Genomic DNA, 13,071 nt, shown 5'->3' with positions numbered 1-13,071 from the left:
TTCATCGTTAGGAATAAAACTAAAACTCATTTGAGTGAATAAAAATTAATGTCCATTAAAACATTTTAATCTATAATTTTGTTTAGAAATGCAAAAGGTATTTAATGCTTTTTGCTTAAAATAATGAAAATAGAAGTAGTATGAATGAAAGATTGTTATCCAAGGTTTTAGAAAAATTAGCTTTATATTTTGATTTTAGCCATTATACAAATCAAGTAAGCACAACGTTTGATACACCCGAACAATTTATTGGCGAATTGCGTACCAATATTGAAAAAAAAGGGGTATTATTGATTGAAAATGAAGTTTCAAAAGCTCAAGTAATTGAGTTTGAGAAAAAAACTACAACACCTTTTTTCTTCTTTGATAGTGGTGGTGGAGATATTTGCTTGTTTATTCCAGCAAAGAAAACTAAACAGAAGAAAACATTCGTTGTCAATGGGAATGAATTAGTGGAAGTAAAAGATATTTTTGAAAAGCTGGGCGAATCCTCTGGAAATGTCCAGCTTTTTACTTTTTTTCCAGTTGAGTCAATAGCCGAAGATTCTCCGATAAATTCGGCTAAGCTTACGCCATTTAAAAGGCTGATTAATATGCTCCGAATTGAGCGACGTGACATCATTTCGATTTATGTTTATGCTATTTTAATTGGTACAATTAGCCTTTCGTTGCCTTTAGGTATTCAGGCAATTATTGGGCTTGTACAAGGTGGCGTCTTTTTTAGTTCGATTTATATCCTGATAGGATTGGTTATTTTGGCACTTACACTTTCGGGCGTTATGCAAGTGATGCAATTGACAATTGTTGAATATTTGCAAGAACGATTATTTGCCAAATCAGCTTTTGAATACACTTACAGAATAACAAATATCAAAACTGAAAGCCTCCGAAATTATTATCCACCCGAATTGATGAATCGTTTTTTTGATATAATTACAGTTCAAAAAACATTACCCAAAGTTTTGATTGATGTTACGGCAGCCGTTATTCAAATCATTTTCGGCTTGTTATTACTGTCGGCGTATCATCCTTTATTTATTGGTTTTGCTCTTTTGACGTTGCTTATAATCATCATTATAATCAGAATTTATGGTAGAAGATTGCTCGATGCCAATATTGTGAAGTCTAAATATAAATTCAAAATAGCCTATTGGTTGCAAGATATGGCTCGTATGGTTTCGGTATTTAAAGTATCGGGAAGTAATAATTTTCCGTTGCAAAAAATGGAATATTTGGTTGGCAATTATTTAAAATATCGTAAAAAATACTTCAATTATTTGCTTATATTATTTTATAATGCTGTATTCTTCAAGGTTTTAGTAGTTGGTGGATTATTAGTTTTAGGCACATATTTAGTCGTAAATCTTCAAATTACAATTGGTCAGTTTGTGGCTTCCGAAATCGTAATTGTTTTGGTGGTTGGCTCAGTTGAAAAAATCTTGCTTTCGTTTGATTCGATATTCGATTTATTGACAGCAGTTGATAAATTAGGTCATATTTCGGATTTGCCACTCGAAAACCACAAAGGTGTTTTGAAGCATTTAGGAAACCGTCAACAGGGTATCGAAATAGACTTGAAAGGTCTTAAATATAAATTTCAAGATAGTGAAGAACCAGTTTTGAACAATATTAATCTAAAGGTAAAAGCATCAGAAAAAATAGCTATTTCTGGAATGAATGGTTCGGGAAAAGAAACATTTTTGAAAGTTTTAGCAGGAATTTTAGGTGATTATCAAGGATTAATAGTTTACGACGGTATTTCGATTCGAGATATTCAGCAAGAGCATTTTTTTACGTATGTGAAAAAAAATCAAACAGTTGATGCTATTTTCGATGGTACAATCTTAGAAAATATTACCTTAAACCGACCAGGAATTGACGACCAAGTTATTAGAAAAACATTGGAAGGTTTACAGTTGACCGAAAGCATTGGCAAATTAAAAGAAGGACTTCAAACCCAAATTCTCTCAGGAGGAAGACGATTCTCGGATAGTTTTAAAACCAAACTTATCTTGGCTCGTTGCCTACTTTTTCAGCCAAGGTTATTGATACTTTCCAACTGTTTTGATTCATTTAGTCAACAAGAATTGGCGGCTATTTCTTCGTTTATTCTTTCTTCCGATAATGCTTGTACAATTTTGATTGAAACCAAAAAAGAAAGTATCATGGAAAAATGTGATAGAGTTATTTTATTTGGCAAAGGAGAGATTGTTCAAGAAGGAAAACTAAGTGAATTAAAATCAAACCCAACTTTTCAAAATTATTTGTATTAAACCAAAAACACTCTCAAGCAGAATAGTTTTTGGCGTTAAATAGATAAAGATTTATGCTTAATTTATCAAAAAATAATATTCCTAATTCGGTGAAAGATTCAAGCGATACTTTTCTCCAAGAATTAGTTAGTACGCCCAAAGGAACTCACATATTAAAGCGTTGGCTTTTGGGTTTTTTTATCATTTTTATTATTACATTATTTCTTCCGTGGCAACAAAACATTAACGGAAAAGGTATGCTTACGGCGTTAAATCCAGCCGAACGCCCACAAAATATTCAAAATGTGATAGCAGGAAGAATTGAAAAATGGAATGTGACAGAAGGACAATTAGTAAAAAAAGGTGATACGCTTGTTGTACTTTCGGAGTTAAAAGATGATTATTTTGACCCGCAACTTCCTGCCAGATTGAGCGAACAAATGCAGGCCAAAAAAACTGCTTTAGAAAATTATCAAGCAAAAGCAGATGCTTTACAAAAACAACAAGAGGCTTTGATGAAAAACTGGGAGTTGAGCCTAGAAAAAGCAAGAAATAAAGTGAAGCAGAATCGGTCAAAAGTAAATGCTGATAGCGTTGATGTGCAAGCAGAACAATGGCAAGTAAAAGTTGCTCAAGATAGATTACAAAGGGGCGTTTCGCAGGAAAGACAAGGGATTGTATCTTTGAATGAAATGGAAACGAGGAGACTTAAAGTGCAAGAAACACAAAATAAGTTGAATTCAGTACAAAATAAATTGGCAATTTCAAGGCAAGAATTGATTAATAGCCAAATTGAGTTGAATGCAGTAAATGCCGATTATGCCGAAAAAATAGCCAAAGCTCGCTCCGATAGAAGTACTGCTTTGGCAGCTTTTTCAGACGGGCAGTCGGAGTTATCAAAGCTGCTCAATAAACAAGCAAGTGTTGATATTCGTCGAGGATTTTATATTGTTAGAGCTCCGCAAGATGGCTATGTTGTAAAAGCCCTAAAAGCGGGAATTGGCGAAACACTCAAAGAAACAGAGTCGATTTGCACGTTGCAACCAATAAATCCAAATTTAGCAGTTGAACTTTACGTCAAAGCAATGGATGTTCCATTGATTCAGGAAGGTCGAATTGCCCGCTTGGAATTTGAAGGTTGGCCAGCAATCCAGTTTTCGGGTTGGCCGTCAGTTTCGGTTGGAACTTTTGCTGGCAAAGTGAAAGTGATAGACATGATTGATAGTAAAAATGGTGAATATCGACTCTTAATTACTCCAGAAAATGGAAATTGGCCAAAGCAACTTCGGATGGGTTCGGGTGTTTATGGCTGGATAATGCTCGATAATGTGCCAGTTTGGTATGAATTATGGCGGCAGTTAAATGCTTTTCCTCCAAGTCTAAAAGCGGCTCCCGAAGAAGGTGAAAAAAGCAAAAAAGAGAAATGAGAAATGTAAAGCACGTTTTTATACGTACTAATTTTGGGGAATGAAAGATTATTATTTTAGCATAAAAATGACAAATGTAGTAAAGTTTTATAGATACAAAATAACAAAGGTTTGGATGTTTTTTGCCTTAATATTGGTCTCACAAATGACTTTTTCGCAAAAAACAGAGGTTTTTTCTTTTCAAGATTTTCAAGAAATTATTCTTAAAAACCATCCAGTTGTCAAGCAAGCGAATCTGTATATAAAGGATGCTGCTGCCGAATTGATGCAAGCAAAAGGACTTTTCGATCCAAAAATATCTGTTGTTTTTGACCGAAAAGCTTTTGAAGGAAAAGACTACTATAATCGTTTCGAGTCGATTTTGAAAGTGCCAATTTATAGTGGAATCGAGTTGAAAGGTGGTTACGAACGCAATGCAGGAGTAAAACTACTTAACGAAGAATCTCCGAGTTTGCTGTTTAGCGGCGTGACTGTGCCGATTGGACAAGGATTATTGATTGATGCTCGAAGAAATACGTTACTTCAAGCAAAAATTTTGAATGATATTGCCATTTCTGAAAAACAAAAAATCATCAATAAATTTATCTTTTCGGCAGCCAAAGATTATTGGGAATGGTATTTGACTTATCAAAAACTTAAATTAAATCAGGAAGCCTATCGAATTGCAGAAGATAGATTCAAATGGTTAAGTGAAAGAGCAAAAGTCGGCGAAATTGCAGCCATTGATAGCGTAGAGGCGAGTATTACGGTACAAGACAGATTGGTTATAAAAGAACAATCTACGTTGGAATTTCAGAATGCAACGCTTGCACTTTCAAATTATTTGTGGAATGCTAGCGAACAACCTTTGGAATTGAACACTGATTTTATTCCACAATTGATTCAACCAATGGTTTTGGAACGGCAAAAAGTAGATGAGATTTTAAAAAATTTGGAAGTCAATCATCCCGAAATTGCTAAAATAATTTTTAAACAAAAACAACTGACGATTGAAGAAAAGTTTAGGGTTGAAATGTTGAAACCGCAGCTGAATTTCAATTTTAATGTGCTAAATGCTCCTTTAAACTACCAAAAAGATGCGTTTGCAAATGCCTTTTTGCTGAATAATCATAAGTTTGGATTTGATTTCGCAATGCCGATTTTCCTGAGAAAAGAACGTGGAAAACTTCAATCTGTAAGAATAAAGCAACTGCAAACGTCTTTAGAAAAAACGATTATTACACGTGAAATCAAAACAGAAATAGAAAGTGCTTACAATGAAGTAACAAACCTGACTCGCCAAATCGAACAACAAACCTCTGCAAATTCGAGCCAATTAAGGTTGTTAGAAGCCGAAAAACAGAAATTTGACATCGGCGAGAGTACACTTTTTTTGATAAATTCGAGAGAAAGTAAATGGCTAGAAATGCAAACAAAACTAGAAACATTGAAAGCAAAGTATGAAAAAGCAATTGCAACTTTGCAGTTTGCTGGAGCGGTACAATTTTAAGGTTTTTGGGAAGTAAACAATTCATAATTATTTGTTAATCAGTACTTTATAGCTAGTTAATATTAGAGTAGTTTCTTTGGTTTTACGAAAAAAATCAATGAAATACACTCTAAAAACACTTCTTCAAAAACAATCTTTTCTTATAATTTGGTGTATTATTGCTGCCTTCGGAACGTATTTTTGTATGTACGCTTTCCGAAAACCATTTAATACAGGCTTGTATGAAGGTTACGAATTATTTGGATTAAGTTATAAAACAGTTTTGATAATTACTCAAGTTTTGGGTTATATGCTTTCTAAAGTTTTGGGCATAAAAATAATTTCGGAACTTCGAGCAAATCAACGTATTGCCCTGATTATCAGCTTAATATTAATTTCGGAAATCGCTTTGATATTATTTGGGCTGATTCCTTATTCGTATAATTGGATTTGTATGTTGTTCAATGGTTTGCCTTTAGGAATGGTTTGGGGTGTTATTTTTTGCTTTCTTGAAGGTCGTCGAATTACAGAGTTTATCGCTATCGGATTGAGTATAAATTTGGTGATGGGTTCGGGGATTTTGAAAACTATTTATTTGACTATCAGTAGTTTAATGCAGATTTCAGAGTTTTGGATGCCTGCTTTCATTGGATTAATATTTTTGCCAATTTTTCTTTTTTTTGTTTGGATGTTAGCAAAAATCCCACCTCCCAATGCAGAAGATTTACAAGTTCGAAATAAGAGAAATCCGATGAATAAATCGGGAAAAAATAAACTTTTACAAGAGTTTTCTTGGGGTTTTTGGGCAATCGCTTTAGTTTATGTTATGCTCACCATGATTCGGGATTTTAGAGATAATTTCTCAGTCGAAATTTGGCGAAGTTTGCATGTGAATTTTGATAAAAACACTTTCGCACAATCTGAAATGTTGATTGGTTTTTTTGTGCTGATTTTACTCGCAAGTGTTGGTTTTATTAAAGAAAACGACAAAGCGTTTGCGTATATTCAATTACTGATTTTGCTCGGAATTATGGCGTGTGGATTGAGCACTTGGTTCTTTCAACAAGGAGCATTGTCTGCTTATAATTGGATGATTCTGCTCGGAATTTCTTTCTTTTTACCTTATTTACTTATTCAAACTTTATATTTTGAAAGGTTTATTGCAGTTTTTAAACTCAACGCCAACGCAGGTTTTTTTGTCTATATCTGCGATTCGATGGGTTATCTCGGAAGCGTTTTATTGATGATGTACCGTGAGTTTTTTATGAAAGAATTGAGCTGGGTAAATGTCTTGGTAAATCTTGGTTACGGGATTTTTACTTTGAGTTTTGTTCTTTGGGGAATTTCAGTTTGGTTTTTTATTCGGAAACTAAATACCAAAATAGAAGTTGCAGTTTGAGATAATTTAGCAGCAAAAATAGAATTCGTAAGTGTATGAGTTAACATTATTTTCATTGTAAGAATTCAATGAAAATAATGTATTGTATTTTAACTTTTCGATGCTTTTAACTAGAGGTTTTGATTGTTAAATATCTTCAAAAATATGTTTTTGATATTTAGTTGAATAGTTTTTCTAAGCTATATTCAGCAAAGCCTAGACTTGAAGTCATGCCTTTTCCACCAATTCCAGTGCAGATATGGATATTTGGAGTGATGTCATACTCAAATATTTCGTCAGGATGTTGGGCGTAAAATCCAGCCCATTTTCTAGCTATTTTTCTAACTGGGAAATGCACAATTCTTTCAGCTTCCTTCAAAATTAACTCGTCAATTAACTCTTTTGTATCAAAACCGAGTTCGTCAGTTTTACCAACGGGAGCATATTCATGCGAATCTCCGATGATAATTGAGCCATCAATAGCTTGCTTGAAAAGTATATGAATACCCCATTTCTTGAGTGTTAAATAATGTTCTGGAGTTGTAATTTTTTTATATGAAGGCATTGCTTCAAAAGACTCATATCTACGAATTGACAAGCCTGTTAGGATATTTCCTGACAATAATACATTGGTCATCGGTACAGTTTGAAGCATTTGTAATTTGCTTACAATTAATCCACTATTCTTGAAAATAGTTGGAAAGAGAATATTGAAAGTGTATCCGCAACAAACTAACACTTTTGTAGCTGAAATCTTTTCGTTTTCAGCAGTTTTAATAATTACTTCGTCCGCATTTTCTTCGCAAGAAATAACAGTTGTATTATTTCTAAAAGCAACGTTTTTTTGTTCTTGAATGAAGTTTAATAACTTGTAAATCAATAGATTAGGTTCTACACTTGCATCTTCAGGAAAATAAATTGCACCTCTCACATAATCTGGTTTTAGCTCAGGGTACATTTCTAAACACTGTCTTTTTGATAAAAGATTACACGGATATCCTGTCGTTTGATGATGTTGATAAAGTTCATTGGCTAAAAGCCATTCATCCTCGTCGGAAGCGATATAAATACTGCCATTTTTACGGACTGAAATATCGAATTTTTGTTGAATTTCTTGGTAAATTCTAAGTGATTTTACACCAAAATCAAACCAACGTCCTGCCATTCCAGAAGCAACGGCTTGACCGAAGTTACGAACAGTTGAGCCAACAGGAAAATTATCTTTTTCTAAGATTAAAACTTTTTTTCCTTGATTGGCTGCGTGGTAAGCGTGAGCAGTTCCGAGTATGCCAGAGCCAACAATAATTAAGTCGTATTTCATACAAATTTACAAATTAAATTAATGGTTGAATCACTGCTTTTAACTCGTTCAAAGATGATAAAAGGCCATCGTTACGATAGATTTTTAGTTGCTCTTGCGTATGAGTTCCGTTGGTCAAACCTAAAGATAATCGACAACCTGCTCGTACTCCTGATTGTAAATCGGAGGGAGTATCGCCGATATTGATGACTTCTTTAGGGTCTGTAATATTGAAAATTTTCATCGCTTTCTGAATCATTAATGGCTCTGGGCGACCTTTTTCAACTTCATCACTCGTAATAGATAAATCAATGATACTTGTGCCAGAAGTATTAAAATGATTTTTGTCAAGACCATCTAACCAACCGAGTTTTCCTAATATAATATTGGTTACTTTTCGGTAAAAACCAGTTGTTAAAGCTATTTTTATATTATTTTCTCTTAGAAAAGATAAAGTTTCTAAACATCCATCAGTCGGTAAAATTGGACTTTGGTGATAGTGGTTTTCGAGAATTTCGGTAAAAACATCGTATGAAAAATTAGCTTTTTCTTTCAATTCTGGATGAGAATCGCCAAGGCGTTCGCCCCAAAGTAATTTGAAAACATGAATTTTAGAGTAGCCTTGTAGTGCTAAAATTCTTTCATCCGTAACCTCCAGATTTGTCTTTTTGCAAGCTTGGGCAAAACAAGTTTCGACCTCTTTTTTATCTTGGATGGTTGTTCCCGCCATATCGAAGACAACTAATTTTATTGCAGACATTGTTGATGTTGTTTGTTCTTATTTTTTAGCAAAGTAAACCCTTTAAAATTAGTTTGGTTTTACCTAAATATGAAGAAATTGTTAAGCTAATATTAGGCTTTAATAATTAACAAATACTTAATAATAAAAATAGAAATCGTCGAATTTCGACCTTATACTTTTGCCAAAAAACGCTATAATGGTTTTAGAGACAATTCAATCTTTGGGGTTACGAAACGGTACTAATTACTTTGAAAACTATTTTGAAGAGTTACGCTATTATTTGAATCCATTATTTCGATATAAACAAGGAAACTGTCATAATGTATCGCATTATGCGTCGTTGATTTTGCGGAATTATGGAGTTTCGCACAAGAAGATATGGATTTATGCCCCAACTCGTTTCGACGAAGTATCAAAATTGACGATTCAATTGCATGACCCTAATGAGATTTCACCCAAAGGTTATCTTACGTGGGGTTTTCATGTGGCTTTGCTGATTCAGCATGAAGCCAACGAATACGTTTTTGATTATTTTGTGGATGAACAAAAACCACTTACTGTTGGGCAATGGATTGAATCTATGAAAATCAAGCACTTTTATATTGATATTGAAAATTCAGACTATTATCTTTTTTACACAAAACCATCAGAAAAAAAGAAAAATGGCGTCTTTTATGGTAAATATTTTAGATACGAAGGTTTATCTAAAGATGAAAACTGGCTTGCTAAAGGCTTGGCAATTAATGAAACTGCGATTCAGTTTTGTGAAAATGAGTCATATCATTTTCAGCATAAAACTCCTTTGAGTGATTATTACAGACTATTTGTAGGAAGAGTCAATAATTTTGAATGTGTGCTTCGAGATAAGTCAGTTAGTAAAAAAATGACTTTTACATTTCAGAAAAAACATCAATCAATCATTGCAGAATACCGAAAAATTTATGAGCAAAACCTTGAAAAATGGATTGAAAAAGTAGCTTTGGTTTTGTGAGTTACCATAAATTACTTAACACAAACCTAACAAAACTCTCTATTCCTTCATAATAGCTTAAAACTGGCTTCATATTCAGGTTATACAAGTTCCGCACCTTTGCACCATCAAAATTTAAAGCTTTCAAAACCTACTTTTTGCTGAAAGCAGTAAAATAAACCAAATAATTCTAATCATCTTTTTATGAACAAATCTTTACTTAAAACCAAGTTTTCTGGTTTTCTCAGAATTTTGTTTTGTATGTTGTTGGCCGTAATGTATGCCAATGCTCAAAATCAAAATGTTAGCGGCAAAGTTTCTTCTCCAAATGGAGACCCGATTCCAGGGGTAAGTGTACTCGTTAAAGGTTCAAATCAAGGAACAAACACAGATGCCAATGGAAACTATAAACTAAATGGAGTTTCGTCTCGTACGGTTTTAGTTTTCTCTTCTATTGGTTTTGTTACGCAAGAGCAAGTGCTTGGTAGTCAGTCAATTATCAATGTAAGTTTACAGGAAGACAACAAAACATTAAATGAAGTTGTGGTTACTGCATTGGGTATCAGAAAAGACATTCGTACTACTGGTGTTTCGATTCAGAGTGTTGATGCTGCTTCGTTATTAAAGGCTCGTGAGCCAAATCCAATCAATGGCTTAGTTGGTAAAGTTGCTGGTCTTACTATTGGTGCATCTTCGGAGTTGCTTGGTCGTCCGCAAATAGTATTACGTGGAAATAGTGATGTGCTTTTTGTAGTTGATGGTGTGCCTGTTAACTCTGATACTTGGAATATTAGTCCTGATGATATAGAAACTTATTCTGTTTTGAAAGGTGCTTCAGCATCTGCATTGTATGGTTTCCGTGGAAAAAATGGAGCAATCTTGATTACAACGAAGCGTGGCTCGAAAGATAAACGTGGTTTCTCGGTTGAGGTAAATAGTAGCCAAATGCTTGACAAAGGCTTTTTAGCGATTCCAAACACACAAGATTTATATGGCCCAGGTGACCACGGTGTTTATGCTTTTGCTGATGGTCGTGGTGGTGGATTGAACGATGGTGATTATGATATTTGGGGACCAAAATTTAGTGGCCAGTTAATTCCACAATACGATAGTCCAGTAGTTGATGGAGGTAGTTTTACAACTAAATTTCCAAACGGTAGTACTTTTACAAGTAATCGTCAACCAACGCCATATATTGCAAGAGGAGCAAACAATTTGAGAAGATTTATTCAAACGGGTATTCTTTCAACCAATAACATTGCGATTTCTTCTTCGGGAGAAAAATATGATTTGCGTTTTTCGGTTTCGCATAATTACCAACAAGGAATCGTGCCAAATACAAAATTGAACAGCACAAACTTTAAAGTAACTACGGGTTATAATTTTACTGATAGATTGCGTTTTGAGGGTGATGTACAAGTAAATCGTCAGTACACGCCAAATTTCCCTGACGTAAATTATGGGCCAAATTCGATGATTTATAACATCACGATTTGGGGTGGTGCTGACTGGGATATTGACGAACTTAAAAATTATTGGCAGCCAGGTAAAGAGGGTACACAACAAGTTTATGCGGAGTACCAACGTTATAACAACCCTTGGTTTATGGCAAAAGAATGGTTGCGGGGACACTACAAAACTGACATTATTGGTCAAACTTCATTGCGTTATCACATCGCAGATGGTTTGGATGCTACGCTTCGTACACAACTTTCGACTTGGAATTTATTGCGTACCGAAAAGTTCCCTTATTCAATGACAGTTTATGGTCGTGAAGAAGCTCGTGGAGATTATCGTGAAGACCGCAGAAACTTGTTTGATAGCAATACCGATTTATTGTTAAAATATAGCAAAAAAGTAATCCCAGCATTAACAATCAATGCTATTGCAGGAGCAAATACGCGTATTTTTAATTATAATTCGGACTATGCTTCTACTAATTATTTGAATGTTCCAGGAGTATATAATTTTGCAAACTCAGCCAATCCTGTAATTGCTTCAAATTTCAACTCTGATATGAGAGTAAATTCAGCATATTATTCGGCTGATTTCTCGGTAAAAGATTTCGTGACACTTTCAACGACTGGTCGTGTTGATAAACTTTCTACACTACCAAAAGGAAACAATACATTCTTCTACCCATCGGTAGCGATGAGTTCGGTTGTCTCGGATTACGTAAAATTACCAGCAGCCATTTCATTCTTGAAACTTCGTGCTTCATACGCAAACGTAAAAGATGGTTTGACGCAATCTACGATTGGTTCTACTCCAGGATTGTCGTTTCCATTAGGTTATGGCGATAATTATTCATCATCTTATGGTGGACCAACTTACCAAAACTCAGCAGTTTATTCTACCCCTTTGATTTATAACAATCAAACGGCGGCATATTACACAAACACGCTTAATAACCCTAACATCAAACCAAATACTACGGCTCAGTCAGAAATTGGCTTAGATATTCGTTTCTTGAAAAATCGTTTGGTATTTGATGCGGCTTATTTCGTAAGTGACGAAGGCCCACGTATTTTTAACTTACCAATCTCGCAAACATCAGGTTATTCGGCTGCTTTGGTAAATGGTATTAAAACTCAGAAAAAAGGTATTGAATTATCACTTTCTGGCCAAGTTCTTAAAAATACAAGTGGTTTGAATTGGACGATTTTAGCAAACTGGTCAACATACAAAGAAACGCTAAAAGAAATTTATCCAGGAATCACTCAATTATCATCTGATTATTTTGTGGGAAGTAGCAGCAGTGCAAGATTCGTAAATATTGGTGATAGAGTTGATGGATATTTTGACCGAACTTACGCTCGTACGCCAGATGGTCAAATTATCAATGATGCAGGTGGACGCCCAGTTATCAACCCTGTACCACAATTTTTAGGTTACACAAACCCTGATTGGGTTTGGGGTATCAACAACAGATTTAACTACAAAAATATCAATTTTAGTTTCCAATTTGATGGCCGTGTAGGTGGCGTTATTTCTGACTATGTTGAACAAAAAACGTGGGCAGGTGGACGTATCATTAATACTGTTGAAGGCGAAATGGGTATTGCTCGTGACCAAGATGTATTGGGCATAAAATCTTACGTAGGTGATGGCGTGGCGATTTCTAATGGTGTAGCAATCAAATACGATGCTCTTGGAAACATCACAAATTATGCTGAACTACAATTTGCTCCAAATACAACCAAAACATTCTTACAAGATTATGTTGCTCGTCGTTATGGCTTCAATGGTGGAAATATGATGAGTCGTAGCTTTGCAAAACTCCGTGAAGTTGTTTTAGGTTATAACTTACCTTCAAGCTTCGCTAAGAAAATAGGCATGAACCAAGCATCAATCTCGTTTGTGGCTCGTAACTTATTGTATTTTGCTGCACGTAAAGACATTGACTTAGACCAATATACATCGGGCGGACGCTCTGGCTTACAAACGCCAACTACCCGTCGCTTCGGTATGAACTTGAATTTGGTATTTTAATTATTAGTGACTTTGGTAATTGGCAATTAGTTTAAAATTAAT

8 protein-coding genes are annotated in these 13,071 nt (G+C 34.6%); 6 read left to right on the top strand and 2 right to left on the bottom strand.

Features of this window, described 5'->3' with window-relative positions; translation table 11 throughout:
* Positions 1-140 precede the first annotated feature (140 nt).
* The 4 genes from MJQ71_RS12910 (at position 141) to MJQ71_RS12895 (ending at position 6,546) form a co-directional block, all read left to right on the top strand.
* The gene (locus MJQ71_RS12910) at positions 141-2,273 is read left to right on the top strand and encodes a peptidase domain-containing ABC transporter (RefSeq protein ID WP_238807039.1); all 2,133 of its coding nucleotides are present in this window, start codon (positions 141-143) and stop codon (positions 2,271-2,273) included.
* Positions 2,274-2,326: 53 nt separating this feature from the next.
* A complete protein-coding gene (locus tag MJQ71_RS12905) occupies positions 2,327-3,679 on the top strand; it encodes an HlyD family secretion protein (protein WP_238807038.1) in 1,353 nt (450 codons plus the stop codon).
* Between the two features lie 67 nt (positions 3,680-3,746).
* Positions 3,747-5,168 (top strand): TolC family protein, encoded by a 1,422-nt coding sequence (locus MJQ71_RS12900; protein WP_238807037.1) that lies wholly within the window; start codon positions 3,747-3,749, stop codon positions 5,166-5,168.
* Positions 5,169-5,265: 97 nt separating this feature from the next.
* Complete coding sequence (locus MJQ71_RS12895) at positions 5,266-6,546, top strand: DUF5690 family protein (protein WP_238807036.1); 1,281 nt, start codon at positions 5,266-5,268, stop codon at positions 6,544-6,546.
* Between the two features lie 157 nt (positions 6,547-6,703).
* Here the strand turns inward: MJQ71_RS12895 and MJQ71_RS12890 are convergent, their stop codons facing one another.
* Together MJQ71_RS12890 and MJQ71_RS12885 are read right to left on the bottom strand one after the other, a co-directional pair.
* The gene (locus tag MJQ71_RS12890) at positions 6,704-7,846 is read right to left on the bottom strand and encodes a TIGR03364 family FAD-dependent oxidoreductase (RefSeq protein ID WP_238807035.1); all 1,143 of its coding nucleotides are present in this window, start codon (positions 7,844-7,846) and stop codon (positions 6,704-6,706) included.
* Between the two features lie 13 nt (positions 7,847-7,859).
* Positions 7,860-8,585 (bottom strand): HAD hydrolase-like protein, encoded by a 726-nt coding sequence (locus MJQ71_RS12885; RefSeq protein WP_238807034.1) that lies wholly within the window; start codon positions 8,583-8,585, stop codon positions 7,860-7,862.
* 178 nt (positions 8,586-8,763) lie between these two features.
* On the opposite strand from MJQ71_RS12885, the gene MJQ71_RS12880 reads away from it, so the two are divergent.
* Together MJQ71_RS12880 and MJQ71_RS12875 are read left to right on the top strand one after the other, a co-directional pair.
* Positions 8,764-9,558 (top strand): protein-glutamine glutaminase family protein, encoded by a 795-nt coding sequence (locus MJQ71_RS12880; RefSeq protein ID WP_238807033.1) that lies wholly within the window; start codon positions 8,764-8,766, stop codon positions 9,556-9,558.
* A 183-nt stretch (positions 9,559-9,741) separates the two neighbouring features.
* Positions 9,742-13,029 carry a SusC/RagA family TonB-linked outer membrane protein gene (locus tag MJQ71_RS12875; RefSeq protein WP_374759617.1) on the top strand — a complete coding sequence of 1,096 codons (3,288 nt, stop codon included), beginning with the start codon at positions 9,742-9,744 and terminating at the stop codon, positions 13,027-13,029.
* Positions 13,030-13,071: the final 42 nt, after the last annotated feature.

It is taken from the genome of Emticicia aquatica, assembly GCF_923079645.1.
In the GTDB taxonomy this organism is placed as follows: Bacteria; Bacteroidota; Bacteroidia; order Cytophagales; family Spirosomataceae; genus Emticicia; species Emticicia aquatica.
This window is presented reverse-complemented; position numbering and strand designations above follow the sequence as displayed.

What these genes read in the sequence shown, in the direction of transcription:
- MJQ71_RS12910 (WP_238807039.1), top strand. Translation starts at nt 141, where the DNA reads ATGAATGAAAGATTGTTATCCAAGGTTTTAGAAAAATTAGCTTTATAT.
- MJQ71_RS12905 (WP_238807038.1), top strand. Translation starts at nt 2,327, where the DNA reads ATGCTTAATTTATCAAAAAATAATATTCCTAATTCGGTGAAAGATTCA.
- MJQ71_RS12900 (WP_238807037.1), top strand. Translation starts at nt 3,747, where the DNA reads ATGACAAATGTAGTAAAGTTTTATAGATACAAAATAACAAAGGTTTGG.
- MJQ71_RS12895 (WP_238807036.1), top strand. Translation starts at nt 5,266, where the DNA reads ATGAAATACACTCTAAAAACACTTCTTCAAAAACAATCTTTTCTTATA.
- MJQ71_RS12890 (WP_238807035.1), bottom strand. Translation starts at nt 7,846, where the DNA reads ATGAAATACGACTTAATTATTGTTGGCTCTGGCATACTCGGAACTGCT.
- MJQ71_RS12885 (WP_238807034.1), bottom strand. Translation starts at nt 8,585, where the DNA reads ATGTCTGCAATAAAATTAGTTGTCTTCGATATGGCGGGAACAACCATC.
- MJQ71_RS12880 (WP_238807033.1), top strand. Translation starts at nt 8,764, where the DNA reads ATGGTTTTAGAGACAATTCAATCTTTGGGGTTACGAAACGGTACTAAT.
- MJQ71_RS12875 (WP_374759617.1), top strand. Translation starts at nt 9,742, where the DNA reads ATGAACAAATCTTTACTTAAAACCAAGTTTTCTGGTTTTCTCAGAATT.